We start from the raw sequence: 17,841 nt of genomic DNA on the forward strand, positions 1-17,841 counted from the left end.
TCCCCGGGTCGGTCGCCCAGGCCCGCAGGGTCGCGATGAGCAGCAGGTCGAGGAGGCGGTCGAGCATGCTGTCCTGGCCGAGGGCCGCCGTGGCCAGCTCGTCCTGGAGCAGCGAGGCGACACCCGGGGCCGGGGAGCGGACGACCAGGTATGCCGGAAGGGCCCGCAGCAGGAGCCGCCCCACCTCGCCGTCGCTGCGATAGGTGCCCACCAGCAGGCAGTCCTCGCCGTCCGGGTCGTTGCCCCAGGTCCGGACCCCGGCCGCCATCTCCTCCGACAGGTCCCGGCCGTCCGACCCCGAGCACCCCTGCCCGGGCCCGATCACGATCGACGGTGGCGCGTCCACGTCCGTGGACAGGGTGTAGGTGACGGGCGATCGGACGACCACCGCGTCGCCGGGGCCCAGCGCCGTCGGACGGGCGCCCTCCGGTCGGAACCACGACCGGCCGTGCACCTGCTGGACCAGGGTGAGGGGTGCCTCGTCGGCGACGGCGATCGACCACGGCGGCCGCATGACGACCCGCAGGAGGAAGGCGCCGCGGGCGCGTGGCCCGTCGAGGAAGCCGGACAGGGGGTCCATGACCCCAACCTAGGACCTGTACCGGTCCTGGGCCCGGCGCTCCGCCCCCGAGGCACCTCACGCCCGGGCCGAGACGCCGGCGCATGCCGCCGAGAGCCAGGGCCATGGGAGCGGGCCCGCCCCGGTGATGTGCTGGTGGGGTCCGGCACCGACCGGTGCCGCGGACGTCAGGTCGAGGCCAGGAGATCCCCATGTCGTCATCGCTCGTCACCGCCGTCGCCGGACTGGGCTCGCTCGCGGTCGGCGGTCTCTACGTCGCCTTCTCGTGGCGGGTGATGCCGCGGCTCGCCGCGCTCCCCACCCCGGTCGCCGCGGCCACCATGCAGGACCTCAACCGCCGGGTCGAGCGGGCACCGTTCCTGTCCGCGTTCTTCGGCACGGCGGCGCTGAGCGCGGCCGTGCTGTGGCAGGACCGTGGTCTGGCCGCGACCGGGTCCATCGCCTACCTCGCGGGCTTCGCCATGACCCTGGCCTACCACGTCCCCCGCAACACGCGGCTGGCCCGGGTCGACGCGGCGTCCCCGGCGGCGGGGCCGGTGTGGCGGGACTACCTCACCGAGTGGACGCGGGCCAACACGGTCCGCGCGGCGCTGTCGGTGGGCGGCGGCATCGCGCTGCTCGTCAGCTCGGCGACCAGCCCGTGAGCTCGGCGACCGGCCCGTGAGCGGCGTTCAACCGGTGACGGCCCCGCGGTCGCGCTTGCGCCGGACGTAGACCTGCTTGCGCACGCGGGCCACCACCGAGCCGTCGGTCCCCACGACCTCGTTGTCGAACCACACGAGGCACTTGGCGCCGTCGGCGGTCTCGCGGCGGACCTGCTCGAGGTGCTCCTCGGTGAGCCGGAACTCCGTCGACACCTCGGTGCGGCCGGGCGCCACGAACTCGATTTCGGCGGCCTTGTCCCACACCACGTAGTCCGAGCCGAGGTTGCGCAGCACGAGCAGCATCCAGAAGGGGTCGGTCATGGAGTAGAGCGACCCGCCGTACTGCGTCCCCACGTAGTTGGCGGTGAGCCGGTGCTTGCGCAGGCGCACGGCGACGTGGCGGAAGTCCTCGCTGATCGCCGTGATGTGGATGCTGGAGCACAGGAATGGCGGCCAGAGGTTCATGAACCGCCGCATGGCCTCGGCCGACCCGAGGAAGGCGGTGAGGTCGGCGTAGGTGCGCGGGAGGCGTCGGGGCAACGGCATGGGCAGACCCTACCTACTCACCGGTAGCGGTGCCAGGACGAAGCACGTCGCGCCACGCCGTCGCGCGCAGCAGGCGAGGTCAGGCCGGCACGATCGACGAGAGCACCTCGCGGCAGCGCGCGACGTCGTCCGACATGACCGCCAGGAGCTCCTCGACCGAGTCGAACTTGAGCGTGGGGCGCAGCCGCTCGACGAACTCGACCGCCACCTGGTCGCCATAGAGGTCGAGGTCGGTGCGGTCCAGGACATAGGCCTCGACCCGTCGCTGCGTGCCCTCGAAGGTCGGGTTGGTGCCCACCGAGATCGCGGCGGGCAGCACGCGCTCCTGGTCGTCGTCATCCAGGGCGACCCGGGTCAGCCACCCGGCATACACGCCGTCCGCGGGGATCATCCCCTGCGCGTCCTGGCTCAGGTTGGCGGTCGGGTAGCCGAGCTCGCGGCCGCGGTGGTCGCCGTGCACGACGGTGCCCATCACACGGTGCGGGCGCCCCAGCACCGCGGCCGCCCCGGCGACGTCGCCGTCGCCCAGCCGCTGCCGCACCAGGCTCGAGGACCAGCGCTGGCCCTCCCCCAGGTCGGCGACGGTCATCACCTCGAAGCCGTAGCGGGCGCCGAGCTCGCGCAGCGTCGCGGCGTCGCCGGAGTTCTTGTGGCCGAAGCGGGTGTCCTCGCCGACGACTACGGCGCACGCGTGCAGGGCGTCGACGAAGACGGTGCGGACGTAGTCCTCGGGCGACATCAGCGCCAGCTCGTGCGTGAACTCCTCCACGAGGACCGCGTCGAGACCGACGTGCTCGATCAGGTCGAGGCGGTGCTCGAGGGACGTGACGGGGGCGGGCGCGCGCTCCGGGTGCAGCACCGCGACCGGGTGGGGGTCGAAGGTCACCGCGACCGTCTGCGCGCCGCGCTCGGACGCCAGCTGCAGGACCGCCTGCAGGACCGCCTTGTGCCCCCGGTGGACGCCGTCGAAGTTGCCCAGCGTCACGACCGTCGGGCCGAGGTCCGCGGGGATCTGGGACAGGTCATTCCATCGATGCACGTCCCAACTCTAGTCTCCCGGGCGACGGCGCCGGCCCACGTCGGCCAGCACCTGCGCCCGTCGCTGCGCCGCGGGCAGGGAGACAGCCTGCTTGTATGCCGCCGCCTCCTGCCTCCCCGACCCACGCAGCGCGGCGATCTCGGCCTCCACGTCGGCGGGCGTCTTGTTCTGCGACATCTTCGCCTTGGCGACCCACCGCGTGATCGGCACCTCGATGCGCACGATGGCCCGGAGCTGCCCCTCGAGCCACGGGGCGGGCGCCTCGTCCGGCGTCCACGGCTCCGGGCGCCCGGTCTCGTGGCGCGCCGTCAGCCGCGTCACCGCGTCACGCACCCGATCCGGGTCGTCGACGGCCACGAGCGGTCCGTAGGCGTGCACCGTCAGGTAGTCCCACGTCGGGACGACCCGACCGTGCTCGGCCTTGGACGGCAACCAGCCCGGGCTCACGTAGTGGTCAGGGCCGCGCAGCATCACCATGGCCTCGGACGAACGCGCCACCGCCCCTGACCCCACCTGCGGATTCACATGCTGCCACTGGGGATTCGTGCGGGCGACGTGGGCGACCAGCGTGCCGAGCGGCCCGGCCTGCTCGTCATACAGCCACGGCAGCGGGGTGGCGTGCAGCCCGTCCTCGCCATGGGTGACCAGCTCGCCCATCTCGCAGGTGCGCAGGAGCTCGCGCACCTGGTCGTCGGTCATGGCGAAGTGCGCGGGGACGTACATGGCCCCATGCTCTCAGGCGCGTCCACCCGCACCGTGCGAACCCCGCGCTCCCAGCGCAGAACCCGCACGCGGGCGGGGACGGCGAACGGCCGGGCGAGCCACGAGGGCTCGCCCGGCCGCTGGGCGGCGGTGATGACCTCAGGCGCTGTAGTTGCGCTCGATGTGATCGGCGAAGCGGTCGGAGACCACCTTGCGCTTGAGCTTGAGGCTCGGGGTCAGCTCCCCGTCCTCCACGGTGAGGTCGCGAGGCAGGATCGAGAACCGCTTGACCATCTCCCAGCGGTTGAGCCCGCTGTTGAGCTGGTCGACATACCCCTGGATCAGCTGCTCGGCCTCGGGAGAGGCGACCACCTCGGCATAGGACCTGCCGGCCAGACCGTGCTCCTGGGCCCAGGGCATGATCATGACCTCGTCCAGCGCGATCAGGGCGGTGACGTAGTTGCGCTCGCTGCCGTAGACGATGAACTGGCTGGCGTAGGGGCACAGGCCCTTGAACTGGATCTCGATCTGCGAGGGCGCGACGTACTTGCCGCCAGAGGTCTTGAAGACGTCCTTCTTGCGGTCCGTGATGCGGATGAAGCCGCGGTCGTCGATCTCGCCGATGTCGCCGGTGTGGAACCACCCGTCGGTGAAGACCTGCTCGGTCAGCTCGGGGGCGTTGTGGTAGCCGCGCATGACGCCCGGCCCCTTCATCAGGATCTCGCCGTCCTCGGCGGTCTTGAACTGCGTGCCCGGCACGGGCCACCCCACCGTCCCGAAGCTGTAGCTCCCGGGGTTGGGACGGTTGACCGAGGAGGCGGAGCTCGTCTCGGACAGGCCGTAGCCCTCGGTGATGAGCAGTCCGCACGCGGCGAACCAGCGCGCGATCTCCGGGTCGAGCTTGGCCGAGCCGGAGACCATGGACTTGATCCGGCCGCCGAAGCGCGCGCGAACCTTGCTGAGCACCAGACGGTCCGCGAGCTGGTGCTGCAGCTGCAGCGGGACGGGGATCGACTCGCCCCGCTCCTTCAGCTCGGCCACCTGGCGGCCGACCTTGAGGGCCCACGTGGCGATCTTGACCTTCTGCGGCGGACCCTCCATGAGGACCGTGCTGATGCGGGCGTAGGCCTTCTCGAAGATCCGCGGCGCCGCACCCATGAAGGTGGGCTTCACGATCTCCATGTTCTCGACGATCTTGTCGATGCGGCCGTCGATGCAGGTGGGGAAGCCCACCTGGAAGGACAGCGCCAGCAGCAGCTTGCCCATGACGTGCGAGAGCGGCAGCCAGAGGTACTGCAGGTCGTCCTGGGTCACGAGCTGGACCGCGTCGACCGCGGCGCCCTCGTAGACGATGCAGTCGTGGGTGAGGATCGCACCCTTGGGACGGCCGGTCGTGCCGGAGGTGTAGATGAGGGTCGCGACGTGCTCGCGCGAGATGCCGTCGATGCGGCGGTCGACCAGCTGCGGGTCCTCGGCGAGTGCCGTCCGGCCCAGCTCGGCGAGGTCGTCGAGCGTGATGACCCAGTCGCCGTCCGGGGTCCCGTCGAAGGTCACGACCTTCATCACGTCGGGGAGCTGGTCGCGCTGCTCGCGCACCTTGGCGACCTGGGTGTCGTCCTCGGCGAAGACGACCCGGCTGCCGGAGTCGGCGATGATGAACGCCACCTCGCTGGCGATGGTCGTCGGATAGACGGTGCTGGTGGCGGTGCCGCTGCACATGATGGCCAGGTCGGCCAGGGCCCACTCCAGCCGGGTGGTCGAGGCGACGGCGACCCGGTCCTCGTGCTGGACGCCGAGCACGATGAGCCCGGCCGCGAGGTCGTAGGCCCGGTCCTTGACCTGACGCCAGGTCAGCGTCTGCAGCTCGTCGCCGCGGAAGTACTGGAAGCCGGCTCCGTCCGGGGTCTTGGCGGCCCGGTCACGGAAGACGTGCGCGACGCTCTCCATGCGGTTGTCGATGACCGGCCAGTCGACCTTCTCGTCCTTGGCGGACAGCAGGGGCATGTCTTCTCCTCCACGTCGAGGGATGGGTGCGGGGTGACCCACGAGTAGCTTTCGGGCGAGTGTGCCTGTTCGCGTCGCGAAAAGGAAGGACGCATCTCACACTCTCCCCTGTTCGGCGCCGTGGCGCCGGTCGAGCCTGGCAGCCCGTCGGGCGGGAGCCCGGCCGAGCCTCAGCGCTGCTCGAGCCAGTCGAGGCGGACGTGCTCGGGTCCGAGCTCGGACACCGAGCCCACCCCGAGCAGCTGCATGGTCGTGGCCATCTCGCGGGTGAGCAGCTCGAGCAGCCGGTCCACGCCGCGCTCTCCCCCGGCCATGAGGCCGTAGAGGTAGGCCCGGCCGATCATGGTGAAGTCGGCGCCGAGCGCCAGCGCCGCGAGCACGTCGGCGCCCGAGGTGATCCCCGAGTCGAGGATGATCGGGACGTCGGGCCCGAGGGCCGCCCGCACCGACGGGAGCTCGCGCAGCGGCACCGGTGGCCGGTCCAGCTGACGACCGCCGTGGTTGGAGAGATAGACCGCGTCGGCGCCCCGGTCCACGACCATGCGGGCATCGTCGGCGGACTGGATCCCCTTGACCACCAACGATCCCGGCCACGCCGACCGGATCCAGTCGAGGTCCTCGAGGCCCAGGGTGGGGTCGAACATCGAGCCGATCACGGCGGACGTGGCGGTCGTGCTGTCCGTCAGGGACGCGAAGGTCAGCGGCTCGGTGGTGAGGAAGTCCCACCACCACCGGGGGCGGTAGGACGCGTCGAGGACGGTCCGCCAGGTCAGCGTGGGCGGGATCGTCATCCCGTTGCGGGCATCCCGGTGCCGGAGCCCGCCGGTGGCGGTGTCCACGGTCACCAGGAGGGTGTCGTATGACGCCGCGCGGGCCCGCTGCACGAGCTCGAGGCAGTCCTCGCGCCGGTCCTTCCAGAGGTAGAGCTGGAACCATCGCCGCGTGTCCGGCGCCGCCTGCGCGAGCGCCTCGATGGAGGTGGTGCCCATCGTGGACAGCGCGAACGGCACGCCGTGCCTCGCCGCGGCCCGGGCGCCGGCGACCTCGCCCTCGGTGTGCATCATCCGCGTGAACCCGGTGGGGGCGATGCCGACGGGGAGGCTGCTGCGGCCACCCAGGACGTCGACCGACAGGTCCACCGCGGGCACCGGCCGCAGCACCTGCGGGCGCAGCTCGACCTGGCGGAAGGCCGCCCAGTTGCGGCGCAGGCCCTCCTCGCCGTTGGCCGCGCCGTCCACGTAGTCGAAGGGGCCGCTCGGCGTGACCCTCCGGGCGATGCGGCGCAGGTCGCCGACGTCGGCGGCCCGGGCGAGGCGGGCGCCGGTCAGGTCGCGGCTCGGCGCCGTGAAGCGCACCAGCGGTCGCAGCTCGGCGGGACGAGGCAGGCGGCGCGGCATACGGCGTGGATCGGTGGGCAGGCTCACGGGGCGACCTCGGTGCGGGGGTTGTCGGCGGACCCGCGGGCCAGCAGGACCGCGAGCAGGGTGACGGCGAAGCACAGCGCGAGGAACCCGGCCGCCAGGTGGACCGCGCCGTGGGCGGCGGAGATGAGCGCCGCCGCGATCAGCGGCGTGTTGCCCGCGACGATCGCGCCGTTGAGCTCCCGGGCGACGGCCACCCCGGAGAAGCGGTAGCGGGCGGGGAACAGGTTGGTGAGGAAGGCGCCCTGCGCACCGGACGTCAGCGCCAGCACCACGCCGTAGCCGAAGCACAGCGCCAGGGTCACGATCAGCAGGTCGCCCGTCTGCATCGCCAGGAACAACGGGTAGGCGTAGAGCACGCCGATCGCGGCGCCGATCCCCATGGCCCGTCCGGCCCCGATCCGGTCGCCGATCAGGCCGCCGACGGGCGAGGCGAGGACGCCGCACAGCGAGGCGATCGAGACCGCGAGGAGCGCCTCGGGCTTGGCCATGCCGGCCTGCTTGGTGAGGTAGGAGAGCGAGAACGCCGCGAGGATGTAGTTGTTGGCGTTGTGCCCGGTGACGGACAGGAAGGCCAGCAGCACCTGGCGCCAGGAGCCACGCAGGAGCTCGGCCGCCGGCACGGCCTGCTTGCGCTGGTGCTCCTGGCGGCGCTGGGCGGCGGCGAACTCCGGCGTCTCGTCCATGTGGCGGCGGATCCACAGGGCGAGGAAGAACAGGACCGCCGACACGAGGAAGGGCACGCGCCACAGGCCGCCCAGCAGCGTCTCCGTGGGCACCGACGACACGGAGAGGAAGGCCAGGGTGGCGAGGAGCGTGCCGGCGGGCGGCGCGGACAGCACGATGGCGGTGTAGAACCCGCGGCGGCGCGGCGGCGCGAACTCGGCGACCACCGTCAGGGCGCCCGCGAGCTCGGCGCCGGCCCCCGAAGCCCTGCAGGATGCGCAGGAGCACGAGCAGCAAGGCGGCCCAGATGCCCAGGGTGGCCGCGGTCGGCAGCAGGCCGATCCCGACGGTGGCGAGTCCCATGAGCGCGATCGTGAGGATCATGGCGGGCTTGCGCCCGACGCGGTCACCGATGTGGGCGATGATCAGCCCGCCGAGGGGGCGGAAGAGGAAGCCGACGGCGAAGGTCGCGAAGGCGGCCAGGTCGCCCGCGGCCGAGAGGCTGTTGGGGAAGAAGAGCGGGCCGATGATCAGGCCGGCGGCGGCGCCGTAGAGGGCGTAGTCGTACCACTCGATGAGGGTGCCCACCATGGAGGCGACGAGGGCCTTGCGGGCGCCGGGGGTGAGCCGGTCCGGCGGGGCGGTGGGGGGTGCAGCAGAGCGCGCAGACGTCATTGTCAGCTCCTGGTTCGGGGGTGTCGATAGACATACTGCAGATATATGACAGAGATCCGCAAGGGTTCTCGGCCGGTGGATCTGCCAGGATGGCCCCATGTCCCACGAGTCCATGTCCGAGCGGCTGCGCGACGAGCTGCGCGCGCGGATCGTCGCGACCGACGTGCACCCGGGCGACCTGCTCCTCGAGAAGTCCCTCGCCGAGGAGTACTCCGTCTCCAAGACCCCCGTCCGCGAGGCCCTGCAGATGCTCGCCGTCGAGGGCTGGGTCACCGTCATCCCCCGCCGCGGCTACACCGTCAGCAGCATGGGCTTCCACGACATCCGCGAGGTCATGGAGCTGCGCCGGGCCGTCGAGCCCATGGTCGCCGCCGCGGCCGCCGCCGGGGTGACCGCGGCCTTGGTCACCGACCTCGAGGGCCTCCTGGAGCAGCAGGTGTCCGCCTCGGAGCACGCGGAGGCCGTCCGTGCCGCGTCGTTGTTCCACCGGCGGATCGCCGCCGCCGCCCGCAACCGCCGGGCCGAGGCGACGCTGTCGCACCTGTTCGACGAGACCACCCGCGCGCACGCCCTGCTGCCCCCGCTCGCGACCTACATCGCCGCCGACAGCGAGCACGCCGCGCACGCCGACGTCCTGGACGCGATCCGCGCCGCCGACCCGGCCGCCGCCGAGCGGATCATGCGCGACCACCTCACCGAAGCCGAGAGCGCGATGATCGCGGCGTTCTATCGCTGATGCCCGGCTGGTGACGCGTCGTCAGCGCGGCTCGGCCGGGGCCAGCACCACGAGGCTGCGGGCCTGCGCCCGCGTCTCGTCCAGCATCGCCACCAGGCGACCGTCCGGGGCGAACCCCGCGACCACGCCCTCCCCCGGCACCCCGGAGCCGATCCGCTGGCCGTAGCCCAGCGCCGTGGCCTCCTCGGCCGTGAGCTCGTGCGCCGGGAACTGCGCGCGCGCCGCGGTCGCCAGGTCCAGCAGCGGCAGGGCGGGCAGGTCCGCGCGGTCGAGCCGGTCCACGCCGAGGCGGGTGCGCGCGGCGTCATACGCCGCCGTCAGGCCCTTGAGGTCCGCCGCCACGTCCAGGGCGTAGCCGCCCACGCGGGTGCGGCGCAGCGCGGTCAGGTGACCACCCACGCCGAGGGCCGAGCCGAGGTCGCGCGCCAGGGCGCGCACATAGGTGCCCGACGAGACCTCGACGCTCACGTCCAGGTCGTATGCCGTCTCCCCCGCCACGCGCTGGTCGTGGATGTCGAAGCGGGACACCGTGACCGGGCGCGCGGGCAGCTCGACGTCCTCGCCCGACCGGACCCGGGCGTAGGAGCGGCGCCCGTCGACCTTGATCGCCGACACGGCGCTCGGGACCTGCTCGATGGCGCCCGTGAGCCCGGCCACCGCGGCCGCCACGCGCTCGGGGGTGACACCGTCCACCGGCGTGGTCGCCGTCACCTCGCCCTCGGCGTCGTCGGTGACCGTCGCCTGGCCCAGGCGGATCGTCGCGTCGTAGGCCTTGTCGCAGCCCACCAGGAAGGTCAGCAGCCTGGTGCCGCGCCCCAGCCCCAGGACGAGGACGCCCGTGGCCATGGGGTCGAGCGTGCCGGCGTGACCGACCTTGCGGGTGCCGGCCAGCCTGCGGACCCGCCCGACCACGTCGTGGCTGGTCCAGCCGGCCGGCTTGTCCACGACGAGCAGGCCGTCGGGTCCGTCGGAATCACGGCTCCTAGCCATCGGCACGCCCGGTGCCCTGGGCGGCGTCCTCCTCCTGGTCGACCAGGTCCAGCGCGGCCACGTCCTCGAGCTGGGAGGCCTCCTCGGCGTCGACGCCGCCGTCCTTGACGGACGCGGGCGGGGGCACGGCCATGTAGCCGTCCACCGAGTCCGAGTCGCTGGCGGAGGTGACGTCGCTGGCGGAGGTGACGTCGCCGGCGGAGTCGGCAGGTGCCGCGCCCACCCCGGACAGCTCGTCGTCGGCGCCCACGGGCTTCTTGTAGGGGTCGGCGTCACCGGCGTAGGCGGCCTGCGCGCGCTGGCGGGCCAGCTCCTCGTCCCGCTCGCGTGCCTTGCGCAGTGCGTCCTCGAGCTGGGAGGACGTCTCGGGCAGAGCGTCGGCGATGAACTCCAGGCTCGGGGTGAGCCGGATGCCGAGGGCCTTGCCGACGTAGGACCGGATCCGGCCCAGGTTGTCCTGCAGGGCGGCGGCGGTGCCCTCGCGCTCCTCGTCGGAGCCGAAGACGGTGTAGAAGATCGAGGCGTGCTGCAGGTCACCGGTGACGCGGACGTCGGTGATGGTGACGAAGCCGAGGCGCTCGTCCTTGAGGCGGTACTCGAGATACTCGGCCGCGACGACCTTGATGCGGTCGGCGATCTTGCGGGCGCGTGCCGGGTCTGGCATGAGAGTGCCCCTTCGTGATGGGTCGGACGCCGCCGGCGGGGGTGCCGACGGGCGTGGTGCGTGGGTCAGCCCTTGCGGGCGACCACGATGTCGCGGTCGATGGAGGCGTCGACGCGGTGACGGAGTCCACCGTAACCACCCTGGTCGACCACGGTGAGGCCATGTCGCCCCAGCAGGTCGGTCACGTCGTCGCGGGGGGCCACGTGCCGGTTGATCGCGAGCCCGACCGCGCCCCCGGTGCGCAGCGCCCGGACCCACCCGGGCAGCGCCTCGTCGAGCAGGTCGAGCGGGCTGCGGGCCAGGCGGTCGCCGTGGCTGCCGTGCTGGACGCCGTAGGGCGTGTCGGTGACGATCACGTTGGTCTGCCCGGCGGGCAGCAGGCCCTGCAGCCTGGTCGTGTCGACTCCCAGGTAGGTCACGCGCTGCACGCGTCCCGCCTTGTAGTCGTCCTTGTCGGCGGCCAGCTCGACGTCGAAGCGGCGCCCGAGGGTCTTGCCGTTGCGGCGGATGCCTCCGGAGGTCAGCTTGTGCTTGACCCGGTGCTGGCGCAGGTAGGTGCTGAGGAAGGCCTGGTAGGCCTCGAGGTCCTTGGCGTCCAGGTCGATGCCGGTGACGTCGAGCCCGAGCGTGATGGCGGTGCTGAGCGTGGTGCCGCGACCGCACATCGGGTCCAGGACCGTCATGGTGCCGTCGAGGTAGCGCTCGGGCCACGCCGTCGCCATGGCGGTGACGGTCAGCAGCAGCCGGGTGAACTGCTCGTTGGTCTTGCCCTGGTACTTCAGGATCGTGACCAGGTCGCTCGGGAACCGGTCCGGTCGTTCCAGCGCGACCGGCCTCAGCAGGGCAGCGTGCTCGTCGCCCTCGCGCAGATACAGGGCCTGTATGCCGGACAGCGCCGACACCGCGCGGAGCGGGTCGCCGGTCAGCGGCGCCGCCGTCTCGAACCCGAGGTAGTCGACCCCCGCCACCTCGACCGGCGCGACGTCCGTGACGCCGTCCGGCACGAGCGCATCAGCGACACAACGCAGCTCGGCCGCCATGAGGGCGGGCGCCCGATCGGCATACACCCGGTTGTGCGAAGGCGCCACGAGCGCCAGGTAGGAGTTCATCGTCGTCCTTCGTGTCCGTCGGGCCCTGTCGGGACGGGCCTTCCATCCGCAGCTCGTGCCTCGCTGCTCCCGCCAGACCCAGCCCGTCCCGTCCCGACAGGGCCCGACGCCAGCCACCGCCCAACCTCCGCCCGACTATGAAGGCAGAGGCCGGGAGCCGCGAGGGACGAGCGGCGGATGGTAGGTCCGGCCCGCTCGTCCCTCGCAGCGTCACGCGCAGGTGCTCAGTCGCGCGGCTTCTCGCGCATCTCGTACGTCGCGATGAGGTCACCCAGCTGGAGGTCGTTGTAGGACCCCAGGTTGATGCCGCACTCGAAGCCCTCGCGCACCTCGGTGACGTCGTCCTTGAAGCGTCGGAGGCCGGCGACCTCGACGTTCTCGGAGACGACGACCCCGTTGCGCGTGATGCGAGCCCTCGCGCCACGCTTGATCTCGCCGCTGCGGACGATCGATCCGGCGATGTTGCCGAACTTGCTGGAGCGGAAGATCTCGCGGATCTCGGCGGTGCCGAGCTCCACCTCCTCGAACTCCGGCTTGAGCATGCCCTTGAGGGCCGCCTCGATCTCCTCGATCGCCTGGTAGATGACCGAGTAGTAGCGGATCTCGACGCCCTCGCGGTCGGCGTACTCGGCGTTCTGGCCCTCGGCGCGGACGTTGAAGCCGATGATGACCGCGTTGGAGGCGACGGCGAGGTTGATGTTGTTCATCGTGATCGCGCCGACGCCGCGGTCGATGATGCGCAGGTCGACCTCCTCGCCCACGTCGATCTGCAGGAGGGCGTCCTCCAGCGCCTCGACCGAACCGCTCGCGTCACCCTTGAGGATGAGGTTGAGCGTCTCGACCTTGCCGGCCGCGAGAGCCTCGTTGAGGTCCTCGAGGGAGATGCGCTTGCGGGACTTGGCCAGGCTGGCCTGGCGGTCCGCGGCCTCGCGCTTCTCGGCGATCTGCCGGGCGGTGCGGTCGTCCGGCGCGACGACGAAGGTGTCGCCGGCGCGGGGCACGGACGCGAGTCCGAGCACCTGGACGGGACGCGACGGGGTCGCCTCCTTGACCTGCTTGCCGTGCTCGTCGAGCATCGCGCGGACGCGGCCGTGGGCCGATCCGGCGACGATCGCGTCGCCGACCCGCAGGGTGCCCTGCTGGACGAGGACGGTCGCCGTCGCACCGCGACCACGGTCGAGGTTGGCCTCGATGGCCACGCCGCGGGCGTCGGTCTCGGGGTTGGCGCGCAGGTCGAGGGCGGCGTCCGCGGTGAGCAGGACCGCCTCGAGCAGCTGGTCGATGTTCTGACCCTGCTTGGCCGAGATGTCGACGAACATCGTCTCGCCGCCGTACTCCTCGGCGACGAGGTTGTACTCGGTCAGCTGCTGGCGGACCTTGGCCGGGTTGGCGCCGTCGACGTCGATCTTGTTGACGGCGACCACGATCGGCACGTCCGCGGCCTGGGCGTGGTTGAGCGCCTCGATGGTCTGCGGCATGACGCCGTCGTCCGCGGCCACGACGAGGATCGCGATGTCGGTGACCTTGGCACCACGGGCACGCATGGCCGTGAAGGCCTCGTGACCGGGGGTGTCGATGACCGTGAGCTTGCGCTCCTGGTCCTCGTGCTGCACGGCGACCTGGTAGGCACCGATGTGCTGGGTGATGCCGCCGGCCTCGGTCGAGATGACGTTGGCGTTGCGGATCGCGTCCAGCAGGCGGGTCTTTCCGTGGTCGACGTGACCCATGACGGTCACGACCGGCGGACGGGCCTGGAGCTCCTCGTCGGAGTACTCCTCGCCCTCGAGGTCGATGTTGAAGGACGCGAAGAGCTCCTGCTCCTCCTCCTCCGGCGAGACGACCTGGATGTCGTAGCCGAGCTCGGAGCCGAGCACCTTGAAGGTGTCCTCGTCGAGCGACTGCGTCGCCGTCGCCATCTCACCGAGGTGGAACAGCACGGTGACCAGCGACGCCGGGTTGGCGTTGATGCGGTCGGCGAAGTCCGTCAGCGACGAGCCGCGGCGCACGCGCACGACGGTCGAGCCGTCGCCACGGGGCACCGAGACGCCACCGATGGACGGCGCCTGCATCTGCTCGAACTCCTGACGCTTCGCGCGCTTGCTCTTGCGTCCGCGGGCGGGCTTGCCGCCGCGACCGAAGGCACCCTGGGTGCCGCCGCGACCGGCGCCACCGCCGGGACGACCACCGCCACCGGGACGGCCGGCGAAGCCGCCGCCACCACCGGGACGCGCGCCGAAGCCGCCGCCGCCACCACCGGGCGCACCGGGACGACCGCCGCCGCCACCACGGGCGGGACGCTCACCGGGACGCGGCACGGACGAACGGCTCGGCATGGCGCCGGGCGTGGGACGGGCGCCGCCGGGACGAGGCGCCGCGGGACGCGGGCCACCCGGACGAGGACCGGCAGCGCCGGCCTGGCCACCGGGACGCGGCGCCTGGGGGCGAGGCATGCCCTGCGAGGGCGCGAAGGGGTTGTTGCCGGGACGGGCCGAGCCCTGACCACCACCGGGGCGCGGAGCCCCGCCGGGACGAGGTGCGCCGCCGTCACGAGCGGGACGGTCGGTCCGCTCGGGGCGGTCGGTCCGCTCGGGACGGTCGGTCCGCTCGGGGCGGTCGGTGCGCTCAGGGCGGTCGGTGCGCTCCGGACGCTCGGTGCGCTCGGGACGCTGACCCATGCCCTGCGAGGACGCGAACGGGTTGTTGCCGGGGCGAGGAGCTCCGGGACGACCGCCCTGACCACCCTGGCCGCCGGAGCGGCCGGAGGTCTGCGGCTGGCGCGGGCCGGGAGCAGCCGGTCGGGGACCAGGCTGTGCCGGCCGCGGGCCGGGGGCTGCGCCAGCGGCTGCCGGAGCAGGGGCGGCGGCGGGCGCCGGTGCCTCGGCTGCGGGCGCCTTCGGGGCGGCCTTGGCCGGAGCGGGGGTGTCGGCGGCGGGAGCCTCCGGGGCTGCCGGCGTCTCCCGCGCGGACGACGGGGCAGCCGGGGCCGCCGGCTTCTCCTCGGCGGGGGCGGCGGCCTTCCTGGCCGGTCCCGGCGTCGGACGGGACGGGGTGCCAGCAGCAGGCTTGGGGGCCGCCGCGGCAGTCTTGGGGGAGCCGCCGGAACCGCCGGCGAGCTCGGCCGGGAAGGACTCCCGGATGCGGCGCACGACCGGCGCCTCGATGGTGGAGGACGCCGCGCGGACGAACTCTCCCTGGTTCTTCAGGTGCTCGAGCAGAACCTTGCTCTCGACTCCGAGCTCCTTGGCGAGCTCGTAGACCCGGACCTTAGCCACAATTCTCCTTGATCTCGGTCCGGGCGGGCGCGGAGAGGTCCTCCGCCGGTCACGGACCGTCGTTAGTGCTGGGGCATGCTCATCGCTGAGTACTCATCGGGTGCTCATAGCGTCAAACCCGCTTTCGGTTCTCGGACGGTGCTGTCACGGCCTCGGCGACGGGTGCCGTCAGGGCCGGTCGTGCTCGCTCTCCACCCACGCCCGCAGCGCGGCGACGTCGGTCATGACGTCCGCACGGAGGGCACGCCCGAACGCCTTGCGGCGCACGGCGAGCTCCAGGCAGGCCGGGTCCGGGTGGAGCCAGGCTCCACGTCCGGGCCTGCGTCGCAGCGGGTCCGGGACGACGTGGAGGGATCCACGCTCGTCCGGCTCCGCCACCACTCGCAGGAGAGCCGCCCGGTCACCGACACCACGGCAGCCCACGCACGTTCGGGCGGGACCCGGGGCGGGCGAGGTCGTGGTGGTCGTGCGACCGGACTGATCCATCCTACCGTGTCCCCGGGCGTGTCGTCGCACCGTGCCGTGCGGGGAGCCCTGCTCGCCGGGCGGGCCGGGAGCCTCAGGCACCCGGTTCGGCGTCGGCGGGGCCCGGGTCGGCCGGTGCCTGCCGGCCACCCACGGGGGTGTCGGGATGGATGTCGATCCGCCAGCCCGTCAGCTTGGCGGCGAGGCGGGCGTTCTGCCCCTCCTTGCCGATGGCGAGCGACAGCTGGTAGTCGGGCACGACGACCTTGGCGGCGCGCAGCTTGGGGTCCACGACCTCGACGGACAGCACCCGGGACGGCGACAGGGCGGACGCCACGAACTCGGTGGGCTGGTCGGAGTAGTCGACGATGTCAATCTTCTCGCCGTGCAGCTCGGTCATGACCGCGCGGACGCGGGCTCCCATCGGCCCGATGCAGGCGCCCTTGGCGTTGACGCCGGGGGCCTTGGCGATGACGGCGATCTTGGTGCGGTGCCCGGCCTCGCGCGCCAGCGCCGCGATCTCGACGGTGCCGTCGGCGATCTCGGGCACCTCCAGGGCGAAGAGCTTGCGGACGAGGTTGGGGTGGGTGCGCGACAACATGATCTGCGGGCCGCGGTTGCCCCGCTTGACGCTCACGCAGTAGCAGCGGATGCGGTCGCCGTGGACGTAGCGCTCACCCGGCACCTGCTCGGAGACGTGCAGCTCGCCCTCCACGCCCCCACCGAGGGCCACCTGGACGACCCGCGGGTTGGAGCTCTGCTGGACGACGCCGGACAGGATGTCGCCCTCCTTGCCGCGGAAGTCGCCGAGCACGGACTCGTCCTCGAGGTCACGCATGCGCTGGTGGATGACCTGGCGCGCCGTCGAGGCGGCGACCCGCCCGAAGTCGGCGGGGGTGTCGTCATACTCCCTGGGCTCGGGGCGCGGCTCGCCCTCGGCTACGGGCTCGAGGTCCTCGAGGGCCCAGACCGTCACCTTGCCGGACTTGCGGTCGAGCTCGACGCGGGCACGGCGGGCCGCCCCCTCCGTCTTGGAGTACGCGAGGAGCATCGCGTCCTCCATGGTCTTGACGAGCACCTCGAGCGGGATCTCGCGCTCGGTGGCGAGCATCCGCAGGACCGCCATGTCGATGTCCATCAGTTCTTCTCCTCGGTCGCGCGGGTGAACTCGACCTGCACCTGGGCGCGGGCGATGTCGGGATAGGCGAGCTGCCGGGTCGACGACGAACCCTTGGTGGTGACCTCGAGGGTGACCTGCTCGGGGCCGGCGGCGACGACGCGCCCGGTGACCTGGCCGTCGGGGGTCGAGGCCTTGACGAGCCGACCGACGTTGCGCCGGAAGTGTCGCGGCTCGGTCAGCAGCCGGTCGACGCCGGGCGAGCCGACCTCGAGGACGTAGGGCTGCTCGCCCATGACCTCGGACTCGTCGAGGAGCTCGCTCACGCGTCGGGTGGCGTCGGCCACCAGGTCCAGGTCGAGCGGCTCGACGGCCGTGGTCTCGTCGGCGGGTGGCGTGGTCACCAGGTCGGTGTCGACGGTCAGTCGCACGAGGCGGCGCTTGCCCACCTGCTGCACGGTGAGCTGCTCGACCATGAGCCCCAGCTCGGCGAGCGCGGGGTCCAGCAGCGTGCGGACGTCCTGCTCGGTGCTCCGGGTGACCATCGTTGCCTCCGCTTTCGGTGATGTGCGCCTGCGCCGCGGCACGTCTGTGCGCGGGGCCCGGCAAAGTCCACACCCTATGCCATCGGCCCTGCTGGAACTCTATCGAGCGGGCGAGCGGGATGACAGCACGCGTCCGGGTGCTCTCGGGCTGTGTCACGTCGTCCGCGCCCCGTGTCCGGGTGGCAGGATCGCAGCCATGGTCGACCGGTCGTCCCCGCCCGCCCCGCTCACCCCGCGCGACGTCGCCGGGGTGCCCTCGCGGCGCGCGCTGCTGACGGCCGCCTCCCTCGCCCCGCTCGCGCTGCTGACCGCCTGCCGGGTCCGGCTGGAGGACGACGCCCCTCGCGTGCCGCTGATCCCCACCCGCGAGCCGACCGAGGACGAGGCGCTGCTGCTCGCCGCCTGGCGCGCGTCGACCGACCTCGGCCGTATGACGACCGGCCTGGCCGGTGACGGGGTGACGGCATCGCGCCTGCACGCCGTCCAGGCCCGCACCTTCGACCAGGTGCTGCGCGACCGCCGGGTGCCGGACGCGCAACGCACCTCCCCCGCGGCCTCCCCCACGGCCTCCTCCACGGCTGCATCGTCGGCGGGGTCGACGGTGTCGGCTGCGGCGACAGGGTCGTCGGCGTCGGCTGCATCGTCGGCGGGGTCGACGGTGTCGGC

The 17,841-nt window shown here is 72.6% G+C and carries 15 protein-coding genes and 3 pseudogenes; 3 read left to right on the forward strand and 15 right to left on the reverse strand.

The window, feature by feature from the left end; translation table 11 throughout:
- Positions 1-73: 73 nt before the first annotated feature.
- Positions 74-580, reverse strand: a pseudogene (locus B4K29_RS18335) (cupin domain-containing protein); the annotation flags it as partial.
- A 191-nt stretch (positions 581-771) separates the two neighbouring features.
- Between B4K29_RS18335 and B4K29_RS08270 the strand changes: the two are divergent.
- Positions 772-1,224 (forward strand): DUF1772 domain-containing protein, encoded by a 453-nt coding sequence (locus B4K29_RS08270; RefSeq protein WP_286967015.1) that lies wholly within the window; start codon positions 772-774, stop codon positions 1,222-1,224.
- 27 nt (positions 1,225-1,251) lie between these two features.
- Here the strand turns inward: B4K29_RS08270 and B4K29_RS08275 are convergent, their stop codons facing one another.
- The 7 genes and pseudogenes from B4K29_RS08275 to B4K29_RS18340 form a co-directional block, all read right to left on the reverse strand.
- Entirely contained in the window at positions 1,252-1,770 is a 519-nt protein-coding gene (locus B4K29_RS08275) for a DUF4442 domain-containing protein (protein WP_286967016.1), read from the reverse strand.
- Between the two features lie 79 nt (positions 1,771-1,849).
- Entirely contained in the window at positions 1,850-2,809 is a 960-nt protein-coding gene (locus B4K29_RS08280) for a bifunctional riboflavin kinase/FAD synthetase (RefSeq protein WP_286960024.1), read from the reverse strand.
- Between the two features lie 9 nt (positions 2,810-2,818).
- Positions 2,819-3,532 carry an FMN-binding negative transcriptional regulator gene (locus B4K29_RS08285; RefSeq protein WP_286960028.1) on the reverse strand — a complete coding sequence of 238 codons (714 nt, stop codon included), beginning with the start codon at positions 3,530-3,532 and terminating at the stop codon, positions 2,819-2,821.
- Positions 3,533-3,670: 138 nt separating this feature from the next.
- A complete protein-coding gene (locus tag B4K29_RS08290) occupies positions 3,671-5,515 on the reverse strand; it encodes an AMP-dependent synthetase/ligase (protein ID WP_029211224.1) in 1,845 nt (614 codons plus the stop codon).
- A 170-nt stretch (positions 5,516-5,685) separates the two neighbouring features.
- Positions 5,686-6,939 carry an alpha-hydroxy acid oxidase gene (locus B4K29_RS08295; RefSeq protein ID WP_376786238.1) on the reverse strand — a complete coding sequence of 418 codons (1,254 nt, stop codon included), beginning with the start codon at positions 6,937-6,939 and terminating at the stop codon, positions 5,686-5,688.
- On the reverse strand, positions 6,936-7,829 hold the full coding sequence (locus tag B4K29_RS08300; RefSeq protein ID WP_286960929.1) for an MFS transporter: 894 nt from the start codon (positions 7,827-7,829) through the stop codon (positions 6,936-6,938). Before B4K29_RS08300 ends, B4K29_RS08295 begins: the two co-directional genes overlap by 4 nt.
- Before the next feature lie 91 nt (positions 7,830-7,920).
- A pseudogene (locus B4K29_RS18340) lies at positions 7,921-8,391 on the reverse strand (MFS transporter); the annotation flags it as partial.
- On the opposite strand from B4K29_RS18340, the gene B4K29_RS08310 reads away from it, so the two are divergent.
- Complete coding sequence (locus B4K29_RS08310; RefSeq protein WP_029211221.1) at positions 8,375-9,013, forward strand: GntR family transcriptional regulator; 639 nt, start codon at positions 8,375-8,377, stop codon at positions 9,011-9,013. The pseudogene B4K29_RS18340 and the gene B4K29_RS08310 sit on opposite strands and share 17 nt — an antisense overlap.
- A 21-nt stretch (positions 9,014-9,034) precedes the next feature.
- Here B4K29_RS08310 and truB read toward each other — a convergent pair whose 3' ends face one another.
- From truB to rimP, 7 genes and pseudogenes are all read right to left on the reverse strand, one after another.
- Complete coding sequence (gene truB / locus B4K29_RS08315; protein ID WP_286967017.1) at positions 9,035-10,003, reverse strand: tRNA pseudouridine(55) synthase TruB; 969 nt, start codon at positions 10,001-10,003, stop codon at positions 9,035-9,037.
- A gap of 232 nt (positions 10,004-10,235) precedes the next feature.
- Positions 10,236-10,667 (reverse strand): annotated as a pseudogene (gene rbfA, locus B4K29_RS08320) (30S ribosome-binding factor RbfA); the annotation flags it as partial.
- A 65-nt stretch (positions 10,668-10,732) separates the two neighbouring features.
- Positions 10,733-11,776, reverse strand: a complete 1,044-nt coding sequence (locus B4K29_RS08325; RefSeq protein ID WP_286967018.1) for a TRM11 family SAM-dependent methyltransferase — start codon at positions 11,774-11,776, stop codon at positions 10,733-10,735.
- 224 nt (positions 11,777-12,000) lie between these two features.
- On the reverse strand, positions 12,001-15,048 hold the full coding sequence (gene infB, locus B4K29_RS08330; RefSeq protein ID WP_286960043.1) for a translation initiation factor IF-2: 3,048 nt from the start codon (positions 15,046-15,048) through the stop codon (positions 12,001-12,003).
- Positions 15,049-15,216: 168 nt separating this feature from the next.
- Positions 15,217-15,534, reverse strand: coding sequence for a YlxR family protein (locus B4K29_RS08335; RefSeq protein WP_051274059.1), 318 nt, complete (start codon positions 15,532-15,534; stop codon positions 15,217-15,219).
- Between the two features lie 73 nt (positions 15,535-15,607).
- Positions 15,608-16,651: a transcription termination factor NusA gene (gene nusA / locus B4K29_RS08340; RefSeq protein ID WP_029211215.1), complete on the reverse strand. Its 1,044-nt coding sequence runs from the start codon at positions 16,649-16,651 to the stop codon at positions 15,608-15,610.
- Positions 16,651-17,175, reverse strand: coding sequence for a ribosome maturation factor RimP (rimP, locus tag B4K29_RS08345; RefSeq protein WP_019284245.1), 525 nt, complete (start codon positions 17,173-17,175; stop codon positions 16,651-16,653). Before rimP ends, nusA begins: the two co-directional genes overlap by 1 nt.
- Before the next feature lie 196 nt (positions 17,176-17,371).
- Between rimP and B4K29_RS08350 the strand changes: the two genes are divergently transcribed.
- Positions 17,372-17,841, forward strand: a 470-nt coding sequence (locus B4K29_RS08350) for a hypothetical protein (RefSeq protein ID WP_286960050.1), incomplete at its 3' end; no start/stop codon positions are given.

The organism is Arsenicicoccus sp. UBA6765, from assembly GCF_002453335.1.
Taxonomy (GTDB): Bacteria; Actinomycetota; Actinomycetes; order Actinomycetales; family Dermatophilaceae; genus Arsenicicoccus; species Arsenicicoccus bolidensis.